The 16,060-nt window shown below is 55.2% G+C and carries 17 protein-coding genes; 6 read left to right on the plus strand and 11 right to left on the minus strand.

Annotation, left to right across the window (positions count from 1 at the left end; all coding sequences use genetic code 11):
• Positions 1–183 precede the first annotated feature (183 nt).
• Positions 184–549 carry a HesB/IscA family protein gene (locus BLO51_RS02305; RefSeq protein ID WP_090666427.1) on the minus strand — a complete coding sequence of 122 codons (366 nt, stop codon included), beginning with the start codon at positions 547–549 and terminating at the stop codon, positions 184–186.
• An 83-nt stretch (positions 550–632) separates the two neighbouring features.
• Positions 633–818 carry an aspartyl-phosphate phosphatase Spo0E family protein gene (locus tag BLO51_RS02310; protein WP_090666429.1) on the minus strand — a complete coding sequence of 62 codons (186 nt, stop codon included), beginning with the start codon at positions 816–818 and terminating at the stop codon, positions 633–635.
• A gap of 439 nt (positions 819–1,257) precedes the next feature.
• On the opposite strand from BLO51_RS02310, the gene mqnE reads away from it, so the two are divergent.
• Entirely contained in the window at positions 1,258–2,361 is a 1,104-nt protein-coding gene (gene mqnE, locus BLO51_RS02315; RefSeq protein ID WP_090666431.1) for an aminofutalosine synthase MqnE, read from the plus strand.
• A gap of 31 nt (positions 2,362–2,392) precedes the next feature.
• Positions 2,393–3,457, plus strand: a complete 1,065-nt coding sequence (locus BLO51_RS02320) for an NAD(P)/FAD-dependent oxidoreductase (protein ID WP_090666433.1) — start codon at positions 2,393–2,395, stop codon at positions 3,455–3,457.
• Positions 3,458–3,460: 3 nt separating this feature from the next.
• Here the strand turns inward: BLO51_RS02320 and BLO51_RS02325 are convergent, their stop codons facing one another.
• Positions 3,461–3,718, minus strand: a complete 258-nt coding sequence (locus BLO51_RS02325; RefSeq protein WP_090666435.1) for a YuzB family protein — start codon at positions 3,716–3,718, stop codon at positions 3,461–3,463.
• Between the two features lie 77 nt (positions 3,719–3,795).
• Here BLO51_RS02325 and BLO51_RS02330 point away from each other — a divergent pair, with 77 nt between their 5' ends.
• Positions 3,796–4,044, plus strand: a complete 249-nt coding sequence (locus BLO51_RS02330; RefSeq protein ID WP_010493716.1) for a NifU family protein — start codon at positions 3,796–3,798, stop codon at positions 4,042–4,044.
• A 66-nt stretch (positions 4,045–4,110) separates the two neighbouring features.
• On the opposite strand, the gene BLO51_RS02335 is transcribed toward BLO51_RS02330, so the two are convergent.
• From BLO51_RS02335 to BLO51_RS02355, 5 genes are all read right to left on the minus strand, one after another.
• Positions 4,111–4,929, minus strand: coding sequence for an SDR family oxidoreductase (locus tag BLO51_RS02335; RefSeq protein WP_090666437.1), 819 nt, complete (start codon positions 4,927–4,929; stop codon positions 4,111–4,113).
• A gap of 104 nt (positions 4,930–5,033) precedes the next feature.
• Positions 5,034–5,729: a Cthe_2314 family HEPN domain-containing protein gene (locus BLO51_RS02340; RefSeq protein WP_090666439.1), complete on the minus strand. Its 696-nt coding sequence runs from the start codon at positions 5,727–5,729 to the stop codon at positions 5,034–5,036.
• 142 nt (positions 5,730–5,871) lie between these two features.
• Positions 5,872–7,632, minus strand: coding sequence for a UbiD family decarboxylase (locus tag BLO51_RS02345; protein WP_090666441.1), 1,761 nt, complete (start codon positions 7,630–7,632; stop codon positions 5,872–5,874).
• Between the two features lie 88 nt (positions 7,633–7,720).
• Complete coding sequence (locus BLO51_RS02350) at positions 7,721–8,665, minus strand: COX15/CtaA family protein (protein ID WP_090666443.1); 945 nt, start codon at positions 8,663–8,665, stop codon at positions 7,721–7,723.
• Positions 8,666–8,897: 232 nt separating this feature from the next.
• Entirely contained in the window at positions 8,898–9,242 is a 345-nt protein-coding gene (locus tag BLO51_RS02355) for a thioredoxin family protein (RefSeq protein WP_090666445.1), read from the minus strand.
• 213 nt (positions 9,243–9,455) lie between these two features.
• Here BLO51_RS02355 and BLO51_RS02360 point away from each other — a divergent pair, with 213 nt between their 5' ends.
• Both BLO51_RS02360 and BLO51_RS02365 read left to right on the plus strand, forming a co-directional pair.
• Positions 9,456–10,298 carry an SPFH domain-containing protein gene (locus tag BLO51_RS02360; RefSeq protein WP_090666447.1) on the plus strand — a complete coding sequence of 281 codons (843 nt, stop codon included), beginning with the start codon at positions 9,456–9,458 and terminating at the stop codon, positions 10,296–10,298.
• Between the two features lie 9 nt (positions 10,299–10,307).
• Positions 10,308–10,520 carry a type II toxin-antitoxin system antitoxin gene (locus BLO51_RS02365; RefSeq protein WP_090666449.1) on the plus strand — a complete coding sequence of 71 codons (213 nt, stop codon included), beginning with the start codon at positions 10,308–10,310 and terminating at the stop codon, positions 10,518–10,520.
• Between the two features lie 135 nt (positions 10,521–10,655).
• Here the strand turns inward: BLO51_RS02365 and BLO51_RS02370 are convergent, their stop codons facing one another.
• Positions 10,656–12,218 carry a copper amine oxidase N-terminal domain-containing protein gene (locus BLO51_RS02370; RefSeq protein WP_090666451.1) on the minus strand — a complete coding sequence of 521 codons (1,563 nt, stop codon included), beginning with the start codon at positions 12,216–12,218 and terminating at the stop codon, positions 10,656–10,658.
• A 144-nt stretch (positions 12,219–12,362) separates the two neighbouring features.
• Here BLO51_RS02370 and BLO51_RS02375 point away from each other — a divergent pair, with 144 nt between their 5' ends.
• A complete protein-coding gene (locus BLO51_RS02375) occupies positions 12,363–13,652 on the plus strand; it encodes a DUF2515 domain-containing protein (RefSeq protein ID WP_090666453.1) in 1,290 nt (429 codons plus the stop codon).
• Positions 13,653–13,824: 172 nt separating this feature from the next.
• Here the strand turns inward: BLO51_RS02375 and BLO51_RS02380 are convergent, their stop codons facing one another.
• A complete protein-coding gene (locus tag BLO51_RS02380; RefSeq protein ID WP_090666455.1) occupies positions 13,825–15,513 on the minus strand; it encodes a putative polysaccharide biosynthesis protein in 1,689 nt (562 codons plus the stop codon).
• Between the two features lie 25 nt (positions 15,514–15,538).
• Complete coding sequence (locus BLO51_RS02385) at positions 15,539–16,018, minus strand: DUF456 domain-containing protein (RefSeq protein ID WP_090666458.1); 480 nt, start codon at positions 16,016–16,018, stop codon at positions 15,539–15,541.
• Positions 16,019–16,060: the final 42 nt, after the last annotated feature.

Raw genomic sequence — 16,060 nt, forward strand, 5'->3', positions numbered from 1 at the left:
GACCACCAACACCTCCGAGCAGCACACTTTTTTTGTATGTACTGCATACATGTTTTTAAGCTTCAAAATAAAAACCTCCCAACGTTGTATTCCGAAGAATAACGTCAGGAGGTACGGAGTTCGCAACCCATAAATGAAAAAATTCGGGTTGTTATCGTTCATTTCGTACGGACCAACCGTGCCTCAATCCTCGCAAGGCTGTGCCAGCACTTCTTCTTCCGGCTTCGTGCGGAAGCTGGAGCCGCAGCCACATGTGGCTACCGCGTTCGGGTTATGAATGCTGAACCCGCCGCCGATGCCGGTGTCTTGGAAATCGATCTCCACGCCGTACAAATATTTGGCGCTCTCTTCATCCACGACGACCTTCAGCCCGTGGATGTCCATGACTTTGTCGCCTTCCTGCTCGTTGTCGTCAAAGCCCATCCCGTAGGAGAAGCCGCTGCAACCGCCTTCCTTGACGCCTACGCGCAAGAACAGATTCGGAGCTGCTTCCTCCGCCGCGAGCATTTCTTTAATTTTATCGCAAGCCGTTTCGCTGATTTTAATCATATCGCCATGCCTCCCTTACCTGCTCGAAAATGTACTTCTATATAGAAGTATACTCCTTCCGGCCTCGGTCCTCAAGGGCTGCCTCATTTGCGGCTGTCCGTTTTATCGGCTTCATAATAACGAAGCAGCAATTGATCCAATTGTCTGCTGCAGTGCTGCACTTCCGGATGCATGAACCCGAACTGGTTTCCTAAACTTACCATCTGTTCCCGCATGTCTTCGATTTCTTCGGAAATGGAGGCCTGCTCATCGAGAGCTGGAGTAAGCAACTTGGCACCGTCCTACCCAATGTGATTTCAATCTAACAGTATACTAGACTCCCCTGCCCATGAAAATAGGAACTAAACCCTATCTTGTTAAATTCTACAACAGGAATAATATAGTTTTAACGATTCATGTATTGCCCCTCTCCGGCAGTAGGTTTATAATAAGGAGTATTGTTTATCACACGTGTCATTCGGGTGAAACGCATCGTTGGTCTGTCCAAGCGCTCAAGCGAAGCTTCGTATTTCATGGAATACGTCCAAGCTTCGCCTACCTGTGTGTCCTGGCCTGTTGACCATGTGCAAGCTTTCACAGCTTTTGCCGGTTCATCCGCAGCAGACTGCGAAAGACACGATTCCCTGTATCGTTGTACAACTTCATCGACAGAGCGTCCCGTTAACGGAAACCAGGGGCGCCTGACCCATTTACGGAGGTGGCTAAACCATGAGTACGATCATCAACAGCCAGGAAAGGCGCATGGCCGAAATCGCCGAAAAAGTGGAGCACGGAGAGCGTTTGACCCTGGAAGACGGCGTTTTTCTGTACGAAACGGACGATTTATTAACCATCGGACAATTAGCGAACCAAGTGAATTTGAAAAAGAACGGCAAAAAAGTGTATTTCGTCGACAACATGAGCCTGTACTTCACCAATGTTTGTGAGGAGCATTGCGCGTTCTGCCATTTCCGCCGCGACGAAGGCGAGGACGGCGCGTACACGCTGACGGCCGAGCAAATGTTCGATTACATCGACAAGCACTACCATCCGAACATGCGGGAGTTCCACATTACGGGCGGCCACAATCCGAACGTGCCGTTCCAATATTATGTCGACTGTATCAAGGGACTGAAGCAGCGCTATCCGAATGTGACTATCAAGGCGCACACGGCGGCAGAGATTGAGTTTTTTTCCCGACTTAGCGGGTTAAGCTATAAAGAAGTGCTGCAAGCGCTGATGGATGCCGGACTCGGCACGATGCCGGGCGGGGGCGCGGAAATTTTGTCCGAGCGTTACCGCAAAAAAATGCACCTGGTCGACAAAGCCTCCACCGAAGCGTGGCTGGAAGTGCATCGTACGGCGCATCAGCTCGGCATGAAAACGCACGCCACCATGCTGTTCGGCGCCATCGAGACGTTCGAAGAACGGATCCAACATATGATGTACTTGCGCGAGCTGCAGGACGAAACCAGCGGCTTCATGGTCTTTATACCGAACTCGGTTCAGCCGGCCAGCGTCAATGCCAGCATCAAGCGCCGGGTATCGGCCTTCGACAATTTGAAGACGATCGCGATCAGCCGTCTGATGCTAGACAACATTCAGCATATCAAAGCTTATTTCATCAATCTCGGTACGCAGCTTACGCAAATCGCCCTGACGTTCGGCGCTTCGGACGCCCACGGCACGATTATCCAGGAGCGTATCAGCCATGCCGCCGGAGCGACCTCGCCGGAAGGCATGACACGGGACGAATTGGTTTGGCTCATTCAAGGAGCCGGCCGCATTGCCGTCGAGCGCGATACTTTCTATAACGAGATCAAGGTCTACTAATTAAGTCATAAGAGAAAGGGTTAACCGTTGTATGAAAAAACTTGTCATTTTGGGCGGAGGCTACGGTGGACTGACGGTAGCGAAAGAATTGTTGGAAGGAGACATCCCGGCCGATACGGTGATGATCATGATCGACCGGATGCCTTATCAGGGACTGAAGACGGAATACTACGCGCTGGCTGCCGGGACGGTGTCCGAACAAGACGTCCGGGTGCATTTTCCGGTAGACCCGAGATTGATTCTGAAATACGGCGAAGTCACGGCCGTCGATCTCGAGCAGAAGGTGATCCGTTTCGCGAACGACGAACCATTGTCTTACGACTGGCTCGTTATCGCGCTTGGATGCGTGGACAAATACCACAACATTCCTGGGGCGCAGGAATTCTCGAACAGCATTCAGTCGTTGTCGGCCACCCGCAAAACATACCAGGCTTCCAACGATGCGGCTCCTTACGGTCAGATCACCATTGTCGGAGGCGGTCTCAGCGGCGTAGAAATGGCGGCGGAGCTGCGCGAAAGCCGGCCGGACTTGAACATTCGCATCCTGGACCGCGGCGGCAGCGTTCTGTCTCCGTTCCCGGAAAAGCTGCAGCGGTATGTGCGCGAGTGGATGCTGGAGCACGACATCGAGTTGCGCTCGCACGTATCGTTGAGCCGCTTGGAAAGCGGTCTGCTGTATAACCAGCAGGAAATCATTCAGACCGACATTACCATCTGGACCGCCGGCATTCAGCCCAGCCCGATCGTGCAGAACTTGAATCTGCCCAAGGACAATCAAGGACGGTTAACGATTAACAAATACCATCAACTACCGGACTACAATGAAATTTATGTCGTCGGCGACTGTGCGGCCCTGCCCTTCTCCCCGAGCGGACAAGCGGCAGAAGCGCAAGGCAAGCAAGTGGCGGAAGTCCTGCAAGCCGTATGGAAAAACGAAACTCCCCGGCTCGGTAAAATCAAGCTCAAGGGAGTTCTCGGGTCGCTCGGCAAAAAAGCCGGCTTCGGCCTGATGGGCAAACGGACGGTCATGCTCGGCATGGTGCCCCGTGCCTTGAAGAGTGGCGTGCTCTGGATGTCGAAGCGCCATCTGGGATAAACTTTATTCGTCTTGGAAGAGATCGAGCAGATCCTCGATCTCTTTTATTTTAAGCAGAATGGCCGCCTCCAGCTCCTCTGCGGTCGCTGCCGCTACGATCTCGCCGTTCACCAGCGCGAACGGAGCCAAATAGCATTCGCCGCAGTTGCCGAGACATCCATACTCGATCACGTCATATTCCGGATTTTGCTCCAGTTGCTGCATCAGCTTGGCTGTCCCGTGGTGCATATTGTTCGTACAAAATTCAATGATCGGTCTCATCGTACTTCGCCTGCCTTACAGCCATTTTAATTTTCGGTCGATTGTACTATAATAAAATAAGAAGGGAGATGATGCAAATGAGCGAGAACACTCAGCAAAGCACCATGTACGACGAGGTTCTTGAAGTTCTAGATAAGCTGCGTCCGTTCCTGCAACGCGACGGCGGCGACGTAGAGCTGGTCGACGTGGAAGACGGCATCGTTAAACTGCGTTTGATGGGCGCTTGCGGCAGCTGCCCGAGCTCAACCATCACGCTGAAAGCCGGTATCGAGCGCGCGCTGCTTGAAGAAGTGGAAGGCGTTCAAGAGGTTATGCAAGTATTCTAATGCATGGACCGCCGGATCACAGTCTTACGAAGAACAGCCCTGAGCCCGCATGCAACCATGCGCCGCTCAGGGCTGTTTGTTTGTGCCGTTTGCGGACGCTTGCACGGACCCGCTGCCGATCATGGCGCGGATCGGGTCAAGCCCTCCGGATACGTCCATAATGTTGCCGGTAATGAAATCGGAGCGCTCTTCACATAAAAAAGCGATAACCCGTGCGATGTCTTCTCCCGTTCCGGGACGTCCACGCGGGGATTCGTCATCATGCAGATGCTCTACCTCGCCGATCGTCCGCTCTTTATTCGCGCCGCGAATGTCCCCCGGGCAAATCATGTTGACTGTAATCCCTTCCGACGCTTCTTCCACGGCCAGCGTTTTCGTGAAGGAGACGAGGCCGACTTTTGCCGCTGCATAGGCTGCCCGGTGCGGCCATCCCCGTGCCTCCGCCGCATGGCCGAAGCCGAAATGAATAATCCGGCCCCACTGCTTTCGGCGCATCATCGGAATAACCAGATGATCCAAATGCATCACGCCGAGCAGATTACCCTGCATCAGCTCATTGATTTCTCCAAGTCCATACTCCATAAACAGCCGGCGCTCGCGGATGAACGGACCAGCGTTGTTGATCAAAATATCGATAGATCCGAAATGACCGATCGCTTCCTGTACGAGCCGTTCCCTGTCCTCGGGAACGGCTACGCTTCCCTGCACCGTCTCGCAGCGCACGCCCTTGCCGCATATCGCCTCGCGCAGCTCGAACGCTTCCTTTTCGCTGGACACGTAATTCAGCACGATATCGGTTCCCCGTTCGGCAAGCAGGAGCGCGGTCATTTTACCAAGACCTTTGGCGCTTCCCGTAATAAGGGCGGTTTTCCGCTGCCCCTCCATGCTCCCACCTCCCGCTTCTCGTTCGTTCCCATTCTATACAAAGTATAGTGCAAGCCGGAGAGCGATTCAACTTCATCCGATACATAAACTCAACACGCTCCGGATCACCGGACCAGATAACGAAATACGGTCGTCACCGAACGGAACGCCATGTCGCAGCCTTGCGCGAGATCGGCCAAATTCTCTCGGACATCCTCCGTCTCGGAACGCAGCCGTTCCCCGTATTTCGCTTCCTCCGCCTTCATCAGATCGTCCAGCAGATCGGCGTTAATCGTATGGATTTCCATGTTGCGCTGATTCCGCAGACGCGTAAGCGGCTCTTTGTAGCTCGTTTTAAGCTCGTAGAGCTTCGCCTCCAAATCGGTAAACAGCTTATGTTGATGCATATTGCGAAGAACGGTAAAATATGAGAACCTCGATTTGATCTTTTCGGTCTTCAAAGCCAAACGTTCGTTCATAAAATGCCCGAGCTTGTCCAGCACGGCAAACAGCCGAATCAGTGCGTTGTTATAATAATATAAATGGCGGTGGTAATCGTCCAGTTCCTCGCGTTCCATCTGATCGATGAACGTCGTCTTCACTCGCTCTCCGTAGCGGAGGGCTGCGTACTGGCTTTGCTCCAATTCGTCCAATGCCCGCAGAAAGCTTTGGCACCAAATCGCATAACGGCGCTCCTGCGGGGTCGGAGCCGCCCCCTTCTTCCGGGTGACGGTCCGCATATAGCCCCGGATCGCCTCGTTGGCCTCAAGCAGGAGCCCGGTGTCCTGCCTGGGCGGCTCGCCAAAAATCGCTCTTAACATAGGTGTCCCCATCCCATCCTGTTGTCCCATTCAGTATACCCGATCCCGTTTTGCAAAAACAATCGCATCCTGCAAAAAAAACGATAGTGGCGCATCGCCCTGGTAAAAGGACACGCCGCTATCGTCGGTTGCGTTCGTGAAATTAAGCAAAATATTCGCTCCATCTGGAGTCGACCAGCTTCACGATATCCTCCCGTGGGAAAAGCTCATCCGGGTACCCCGGCTTCATCCGGGCGTCAATCACGAGCGGCAGCTCGTATCCGATATGATGGCGCTTGACCTGCGTGCGCGCGTAAATATCGGCGGCCGGGTTGAAGCGGGTGAACACCGTCCACAGAAACGCCGTCTGGTCGCCGGCAATAGACGTCTCGTCCGCCACGATGACAAGCGGCCACTGGGCAAGACGATCTCCCGCCTCCTCCGCCAACCGGTTAGCCAATCTGGGATCGTCCGTATAGGAGGCGCCGGAGACGACGAGACAGCCGCGGCAATAGACGGCGGCAGCCGAAATGCCTGGCAGCTCCCCGCCCATATAAACGGCCGGCAGCTCCCGCTTCGGCTCACCAACACCGACCAGCACCGCTTTACTGCCATGGTTAAGCCGGTCGCCGGTATAATCGAGCGTATCATTCGACGTATTGGCGAATACATACAAGTCCTGCAGCGGATCGAACCGCTCCAGCACCGTCTCCAGCAGCGTCGGGAAACGTTCTAGTTCCACTTGCCGATCCGTCACCATCAAAACCTTCGTCAGCGACAGCTGGCCCTCGCCAAGAATACGGAAAGCCGTGACGATCGCTTCGCGGCTGTAGCTTTCGCGGACAATCGCCGCGGCAAGCGCATGAAAGCCGGTTTCGGCGTACGTCCACAGGTCTTTGACGCCCGGCATCGCCATCGGGAAGGCAGGCGAAAGCAGCTTTTGCAGAAACTCTCCGAGATAATAATCCTCTTGTCTCGGCTTGCCGACAATGGTGGCCGGATAAATCGCATCCTTACGATGCCATACATGACTCACGTTGAACACCGGAAAATCGTGGGTCAGCGAATAATAGCCGAAATGGTCTCCGAACGGGCCTTCGGGACGGCGCACATGCGGCGCTACCGAGCCGCAAATCGCAAATTCCGCCTCGGCGACGAGACGATGTCCGCCGTGCGGATTGGCCACAAGCGGCAGCTTCTGCCCCAAAATCAGCGAGGTCAGCAGCAGCTCCGGGAGATGCTCGGGCACCGGCGCGATTGCCGACGCGATCAAGGCCGGCGGACCGCCGAGAAAGACTGTCACCGGCAGCGCTTGTCCGCGCTTCTCCGCTTCGTGGTAGTGGAAGCCGCCGCCCTTATGAATTTGCCAGTGCATCCCTGTCGTCCGGTCGTCATACACCTGCATCCGGTACATGCCCAGGTTATGATTGCCGTTTTCCGGATGCTCGGTATACACCAGCGGAAGCGTGACGAACGGCCCTCCGTCTTCCTGCCAGCTCGTCAATACGGGCAGCCCGGCAAGCGGCGCCTCGGTCTTGCACTGCTGCAGCACCGGAGCCGCATCGGAGGACACGTTCTTGGTCCCGACTTTGAGCAGGTCCAGAAGAAGCTGCCGCTGATCCCAGACCGCCTTCGGCGTTGGCGGAAGCAGCGTATCCTTGGCCGCGATAATATCCTTCATCAGCTGCTCGGGACGCGGCCCGAACGCGAGGTCTACCCTTCGGCTTGTACCGAACAGATTCGTTACGACCGGAAAGGAAGCGCCTTTTACATTGGTAAACAGCAGTGCAGGCCCTTGCTCATCGATGACCCTGCGGTGAATTTCGGCAAGCTCCAAATTCGGATCGACCGGCGCGGAGATGACTTTTAATTGATTTTCCTTACGAAGCGCTTCCAGAAAGCTGCGTAAATTTTCGAATCTCATGGCCAAGCGTCTCCCTTCTTTCATCCCACGAAGTGAAATAGATCATTGCTAAATGTCCCCGATTAGGACATATAGTAATAAGAGGGGCTTACGGCAGCCGAGGAGCCGCGTAAGCCCGTACTTTCCCCTCTTCCGCGTGCAGAGACGTTATCCCCAAGTAGCACATGATGCCGAACAAGCAGGAGATCAACAGCGCATGCAGCATGCTGGCGACCAAATAAATATCGTAGCCCATGGCCAGCGTGACAAAGCCGCCGCTTAAGATTTGCAGGATGACAAGCACCAGTGATAGGCGGGTCGCCTGATAGATCGCGCTATCCGTATGCGCCTGCTTCCGTACGACCAGGAACAGCACGAGAATAGCGATCCCCAATACCGCAGCCGCCACGCGGTGCATGAATACGATGCCGGTCGCCCCGCCCAGCTCCGGAATGACTTGTCCGTTGCACAAGGGCCAGCCGATACAGCCACCGGTCGATTCCGTATGCCGGACAAAGGCTCCCAAATAAACGACGACATAAGAGTAGATCAAAATACCCCAGATGGCGGCACGCACGCCTTTGGTCAGTCTCGTTCCGTCACCTCGGTGCAGCGCGTCTCCGAATTTCGTGAAAACCAAATACAGCAGCAGCGTAAAGGCAAATGACAGCAGCGAGAAGCCGAAGTGCAGCGCAAGCACCGGGCCGGATTGCGGCCATATGACGGCCATGGCGCCGAGGATCGCTTGCAGCACCGTGAACGCCATCGCCCCGCCTACGTACCATTTGGCATCCTTACGATGGCTGTACAGCAGCACGAGAATGGTCGTAACAAGCAAAATAATCCCCACAATGCCGACCACAAAGCGGTGGCTGTATTCTATCATCGATTCAATCGTATAAGCCGGAACGAACTGTCCGTTGCACAGCGGCCAATCGTCGCCGCAGCCCCGGCCCGATTCCGTTTTCGTCACCAACGCACCCATCAGCAAGATCAAAAACATGCCAGCCATGCTCGCAAAAGATAAGCGTTTCAACCAACGTTGTATGTTCATGCGTCACATTCACCCGCTTCTTCTATAAAATACGTCTATCATCATTTGTCGACAACATTAGACAAAAGCGAACGTCCAACCCTTATTATAGCGATAAAAAGTACCTAAATCCATGCAGAAATGTTACAAAGCCTTGAAACCGGACGAACCGGCTACACCGCCCTCTTCAACGAACAAAAGCCCGGCCGGAGCGGTTTCCGGCGGGCTTTTGAGCTTGGGCCCTCTATGGCTGTTACTTTTGCAAGGCGTTCGATACTTCCAGTGCGCGGTCCAGGAATTGCTCGATCTCGTCGCGCGTTTTGCGCAGCTTGCTGACAAAACGGACAAGCTCTTGACCGTCGCGGAACGCGATAAAGCTCGGGATGCCCAAAATGTTCAATTCCGAGCTAAGGTCCGGCAAATCGTCGACGTCAATATGAACGAGGTTCAGGCGATCTTGGTACGCTTCCTCCACTTGAGGCATGAATGGATGGATAAAATGGCAATCCTTGCACCAAGTCGCTTGGAAAACGACAACGGTCGGCTTGGAGCCGGCGATTACTTCTCTAAATCGTTGTTCGGCTGTCACTTGTTCCATAGAAAGCACCGCCCTTCGGTCATCGTTTTGCGCTATTTCTTTCGCTTACCCCACTTATAGCACTCGGAGTGGCTTCTGTCAATCTTGCGTAGGCGGAGCCAATTTCAATCCTAAATTGAATTTCCAGTTTATACATCTTTACAATTATTTCTAAAAGTGATATCATAAAAATATCAAAACAATATGATTTCCTTAAAAAAAGGAGTGCTTGCGATGAAAGAAAGAAAAGCATGGGTGATGAACGGATTTCTCGGGCTGCTGCTGGTGCTTGCAATGGTTGGAGGAGGACTTTACCTGCTGATTACCGAAGCTTCGACCACTCTGGGCATTGTCTTGATCGTCCTGTCGGTGCTACCGTTATCCTCATTGACGGTCGTTCAACCGAATCAAGCGATGGTCGTAACGTTCTTCGGCAGCTACGCCGGAACGCTGCGCGAGAGCGGCATGTGGGTAACGGTTCCTTTCTCCGTTCGGAAAAAGGTATCGCTGCGCGTCCGCAACTTCAACAGCGCCAAGTTAAAGGTGAACGACATCGACGGCAATCCGATTGAAATCGCCGCCGTTGTCGTCTTCCGCGTCGTCGATTCGGCTAAAGCCAGTTTCGATGTTGACAACTATGAGCAATTCGTCGAGATTCAGAGCGAAACTGCGCTGCGGCACGTAGCCAACAAATATCCGTACGATTCATACGAGAACGGCTACTCCTTGCGCGGCAACTCCGAAGAGGTTGCCCTAGAGCTGAGCCGCGAGCTGCAGGACCGGCTGTCGGTGGCCGGCGTCGAAGTCCTTGAAGCCCGCTTGACGCATCTCGCTTATTCCACGGAGATCGCCAGTGCCATGCTGCAGCGTCAGCAGGCAACGGCGATCATCGCCGCACGCGGCAAAATTGTAGAAGGCGCCGTCGGTATGGTGCAGCTCGCTATCGCCCAATTGCAGCAAGAAGGCGTCGTAGAGCTTGACGAAGAACGCAAAGCCGCCATGATCAACAATCTGCTCGTCGCCATCGTGTCAGACCGTTCCGCCAGCCCGGTCATCAATACGGGAAGCTTATACTGACGGTCCCCCATGGCCGGCAAAAAAAACTTCCCGCTGCGGCTTGATCCGAAGCTGTACGAAGTGCTGGAAAAATGGGCGGCTGACGAATTCCGCAGCGTCAACAGCCACATCGAATATTTGCTGCGGGAGACAGCCGCCCGAGCCGGTCGGCTGCCCTCCCCCCGGTCTCTGGGGCCGGGAACGGAGACGAAAGCCCTAACTTCCGATTCAACCCAGGATTAGGCCTGATCCTCGTATATGAAATAGAAACAGCCCCCCATCTTTCCGAGGCGGAGTCGGATGGGAGGCTGTTTTCTGCTTTCAAGGCCGAATAGTCCGGCCATTCAAGCACATATTAAGGATGAAGCCATATTCATATTAATCGCGGGTAATTTTAACGGTTTGCATTGCTTGCTCCCAGCCTACTTTCGCTCCAAGGCCTTCGGAAACGACGCGAACGGGAACAAAAGTAACGCCTTCTACGAGAACGGCCGGCTTCTCCAGCTTAACGGTCTTGCCGTTAACGGTAGCTTCGTCGCTGCCGATCGTTAATACGAGCACGGCACCGCTCAGCGGATCGGTCACTTTGACTTGCTTGGTGGCCGCATCCCACTTCACATCGGCGTCCAGTTCCTCGACGACGAAACGCGCCGGGACCATAATCGTACCGTTGTCGTTATAAGGAAGCGTGCCGAAAGAAAGTTCTTTGTCTTCGCCGACGATCATGCTGATATTTTTCTTCGTTACGCCAAGATCGTCTTTAAGCAGTTTGTACAGTTGAGAGTTCGGATCAAGCGATGCGACGAATTTGCCTGCCGTCAGGCTGCCGTCCGCACCGTTCATTTCGATAACTCCGCCTGCGGTATCGATTGTGGCGGCCTGTATCGGTTTGTTCACGTTCCACACTTCGTAGACCGACGTAATTTTGACGCTTTTCAAGCCGCCTCCCTTGCCTTGCGGAAGGGTAAATCCAATTTCCGCGTTCGATTTGCGGGTAACGTAATCTTTATCTACATACAAGTCCATCTTAAGCGATTGGTTGTCGCTCAACCAGGCTTTGGCTTCCGGATCCATCTTATCGACCGACGCGTCGAAATCCTTGAGCGCTTGCTCCAATTGTGTTTTCACGAACGTATGAACGAATTCTACCGCCAGCGCTTTATTGTTCAGATAAGGCGTGAGCGTGTCGTTTGAATCGGCATTATTTTTGCCGACTTCCTGGGTGACTTCCTTCAAGATCGGCACGTACAGATCGTACAGCACGCCGATGAAATCTTTCAGACCTTGATCGTCGGCGAGCACGTTCGTCAGGAAGCCTTTCACCAAGCCCAGCAGCTCGTTGCCGTAAATTTCGGCATGAACCTTTTGCAGGGTCAGCGCTTCGCCGTTCACGGTTTCGCTCACTTCCGCAGCCGTAATTTTGCTCGGGTTCGGGAAGTTGCGGGTGAAGAACGGCGTGAGCGAAGGTACCGCTTCAACCGCCTTCTTGCTAAGCTGCTGGAGCTGCTCCTGCAATTCCTTGGGAAGCTCGGTAGCGGCCGTCGCGCTGTTGCGGATCATGATCGGCTTTTTCGCGCCTTCGATTTTGAGCGTGTAATTCATGTCGGACATGACCAGTTCGAACGGCACGCGGCCTTTCTGATACTCGAATGCGCCTTTCATAGACGCGTGCAGCTGATCTTGCGTCTTCATCTCGGTAATGTCAATTTTCACCTTGCTGAACAGATCAAACATCCGCTTGCCCTCCGGCGACATCGTGACCGCCGGGTCCGGCGTCAGCTCCAGCGTTACCGTTTGCTTGCCTTCCGAAGATTTGACGGCCAAACTTCCGGCCATCGCTTTGCCTACGTCGACATTGCCGACCGGTTGGCAACCGGCAAGCAGGATCAGAATGCCGACCAGCACGAGGCTCAGCATGGTGTTCCAACGTTTTGTTCTCATCGGGAACCTCCTAAAAATATGTACTATGATGCATGTAACCCACCGTCTTATACGAAATAATTGGCAGAACGTTGCGCACCTGCATATGGAATTATACGACAGACGTTTGAAAAATCCTTTTTTTAAGGCGGGAGGTCTCGGACCATGAACCGGAGAAATTACCGTTGGAATGGCATCGATCTGCTTCATAAGCTGGCGGATTTGCCACAGGAAGCGGTAGAGTGGATCAAAGGAAAGGCGCAGACGGTAGCGCATGAAAAAAAGCTTCTGGCCGCGGCGCACCGCATTCCGATCGATCCGCTTTCGATCGAAGCGCTGCGCAAGCGGCTGCAGTGGAAGCTTGCGCTGCAGGAAGGGAACGCGGAGTCGGTAAAAGAATCCCCGGAGACTGGGCCGGATGCCAAAGAAGAGGAGCAGGAGCTGCTGGAGCGAATCCTACGTGAGCGGGACGTGCATATCCGCAACAACGTGACGCGTACCGCGGCTTATTTGCATATGTACCGGGAGCATCCCGAACTGCATTGGGCGTTGCTGGCCCATATGGTGTCGCGCAACGGGGGGTGGAGCATGACGGATCTACGGGGAGATCTGCTGCCTTTTCTGTTGAACGAGGAGCAGTGCGAGAACGTCTTCGCTTTTTTGGAAAGGGCCAACGCGCTCATCTTCCGGGATGCTTACCCGCAGCTTCTACTGTACCGGGCGAGCGTGCAGTTGAAACGCCCGCTATTTCATCTGCTTCCCCTGCTCGGCGTCTCGCGCTTTATGCGCCCGGTCTGGGACCGTTTCTGGATCGAGCGGGAATCCGGGCTGTTGACCATCGCATTAATCGTGAACGAGCAGCATTATATTGAGGAGCGCGTCGTCCGTCATCCTTCGTTTCAAAGCACCGTACTCGACACCTTGTTTTTTCAGACGCAGACGCTGCTTCAGCTGAACCAGGTCGTGTTTCCTTATGTCCAGGGCGACCGTATACGGCTCGCAGGTCTGATTCTGGAGAACTTCAGCAGCGTGCGCGAGCGCATCGAGGTCGGCAAAAAGCTGTACGCCATTCTATTCGGCATCCGTGCGGTAGCCGAAGGCGCTCAGGCGTTTGCCTGCGGACGCCGTCACAGCGGCTCCCGCGCGGATTACTGGCCGCACCTGTTCGCACCCGTGCGCAAGGAGACGCCCCGGCCCCGCGGCCAGCTGCTGGAGCGGCTTGACGGCTGCAAGCTGCGGCCTGGCGCGGCCCCGCTGTACAGTCCGGCGCTGACGGATGCATGGAGAGACAGAGACGTCGAACCGCCCATTCCGGGGGATTGGTTCCGCGACCTGTCCGTCCTCGATTATTTTACGGAAATCAGCGCGCCGTTCTCCTTCGAAATGACGCAGGAATGCGGCCTCGGACTGAAAAAAATCGAGTTCGCCGTGCTCGCCGGCGATCTGCTCGTTTAATGCGCGGACTCCAGCGCAGGTCCACTGCACTTCTGTGTGGCGCACACGGGAATGATAGCGCACTCCGAAGCCGCCTCCGGACGACGAACAGCCCCGAACCTCCTCAGCAGCAGTATCTGCTTGGAAGGTTCGGGGCTGTTTTTACAATCGTCTATGAGCATTGCCGCATCGTTTACCGTTTTTCTTGCTGCGTCGTGCGACCAAGACGAGCGAGCAGCGGCTTCGCCAGCTTCCGGAGCGGTCCTGGCAGATGCTGCAAATCGTGCAGCGTCATGACCCGCGTCAGGAAGAGCAGGACAGGGTAAGCCGCGCCGATGATCGCACAGATGATCAAGGCTTGCACCATATCATCCCAACGTCCGCTGCCGAACGGATGGACATAGGCAACACACAACTGCTCCAGTCCATAGCCGATCAGGCAAATCAGCGTCGTCGTCGCCGCGAGCGACAGCCAACGGCGCAGGCCGAACACCCGGAACGGCACGGCGGACCGCAGCACCGAGAGGTTGAGCCACGCCATCACGATGAAGCACAGGGCGGTGGCAGCGATGATGCCGTAGATGCCCCAGTACGGAGCCAGTACATAGCTTCCTGCCAGCTTGACCGCGATGCCAAGGATCACGCTCAGTACAAGCGGCCTCATGCGGCCCATTCCCATCAGCACCGCGCCCGAGGTCTGCATGACGATCTGGAACATCGCGCTGACGGTAAGCAGAGTGATGATTGAAGGGGCATACGCATCCACGATCAGCGAACCGGTCAGGTTCGCAAAAATAAACCCGTTGATCGGGCGCGCCCCCAGACTGATCAGCAGCACCATCGGCAGGCCGGTAAGAATCGATAATTGCAGTACCTTGGCTGTCTGATCGGATACCTGCTTCAGGTCTTTTTGCGAATAGGCTGACGAAATAATCGGTACGACCGATTGGCTGAGCGCCACTGCGAGAATGATCGGAATGCCTGCCAGCGATTGCGCCCGGCCAGCTAAAATCCCAAGCATTTCACGAGCCGCGTGCTCTCCAAACTGATCCTTGAGCAGCAGAGTCACGATGGACGAATCGATCGTATAAATCAGCGTGACGGTCATCGAGAAAATGACGATCGGCACGGACAGCTTGAACAGCTGCGCATAGATCGCTTTGAACGTCAGCGGTTGGCCGGACGCCGCAGCGCCCGCGCTCTCTGCCGCAGCTGCGTCGGCGCCCTCCGCGGACCGCTCGCGGCGGTCTCTTTGCTTCAGCCGCAACGCATAATACAGCATCACGGCCGCTGCCGCGATGCTGCCTACCACGCCGCCGAACGAAGCTCCGGCGACGGCATAGTCCAAGCTGTGGCTAAGCAACAAATAGGCAAGCGCCACCGAAGTAACGACGCGGAACAGCTGTTCGATGATCTGCGATATGCCGTTCGGCATCATCATCCGGCGTCCCTGGAAGTAGCCGCGCATGATGGCGATCAGCGGAAACAGCAGCAGCGCCGGTGCGATAGCTTGGATCGGCAGCGCCGCCTGCGGGTTGAGAATGCTGTCGGCAAAATACGGTGCTGCGGCATACAGCAGAACGGTCATCAGCACACCTGCGCATACGGCAAACCACAGCGCCGCCTTGTAGATCCGGTCCGCCTCCGCATGCCGGCCGAGCGCGGTCTTTTCGGAGATCATTTTGCTGAGCGCGCTCGGAATGCCTGCGGTGGCGACGACGAGCAACACGGAGTACAGGTTGAAGGCGATGCCGTAGGCCGCCATGCCGATATCGCCGAGCAAATAAACGAGCGGGATACGCTGCACCACGCCGAGCGCCCGGGCGACCAATGCCGCCAACGTTAGAATCAGCGTTCCTTTAACTAATGAATCTTTGGACAAAACGTTCCCTTCTTCCCTTCATGCCTTACACGACCCAGATGATAAACAGCACGATCATCAGCAGCTGCAGCACGAGTTTAACGACGAGCCCCGAGAAAAAGCCGACCAGCGCCCCGATTCCCGCCCGCACCGCCTGACGGAATTCCGTTCCGACGATCAGCTCGCCCACGACGGCGCCAATAAACGGACCGATCAGCAGCCCAGCGACCGGGATCACGAACGGTCCGATCAACAGCCCGATCGTACTGCCGATGACGGATGCCCGCGTGCCGCCGAACTTTTTGGCGCCAACCGCGCTGACGGCATAGTCGGCCACTATCAGAACGGCTACGATCGTCGTTTGAATGAGCCAGAACCAAACCCCGAACGGTTCGAAGCCGACCATAAAGCCGTAGACAAAAAACGCCGCATAAATCGCGAGCGCTCCCGGCAGCACCGGATATACCGCCCCGGCCATGCCGACGAGAAACAGAACAACGATGATGATCCATGCGGCGATGACCATAGATGGATGCCTCCCTTTTCAGCTGCGATGCGTAACTTGCCG

The sequence above is a fragment of the Paenibacillus tianmuensis genome (assembly GCF_900100345.1).
GTDB lineage: Bacteria > Bacillota > Bacilli > Paenibacillales > NBRC-103111 > Paenibacillus_G > Paenibacillus_G tianmuensis.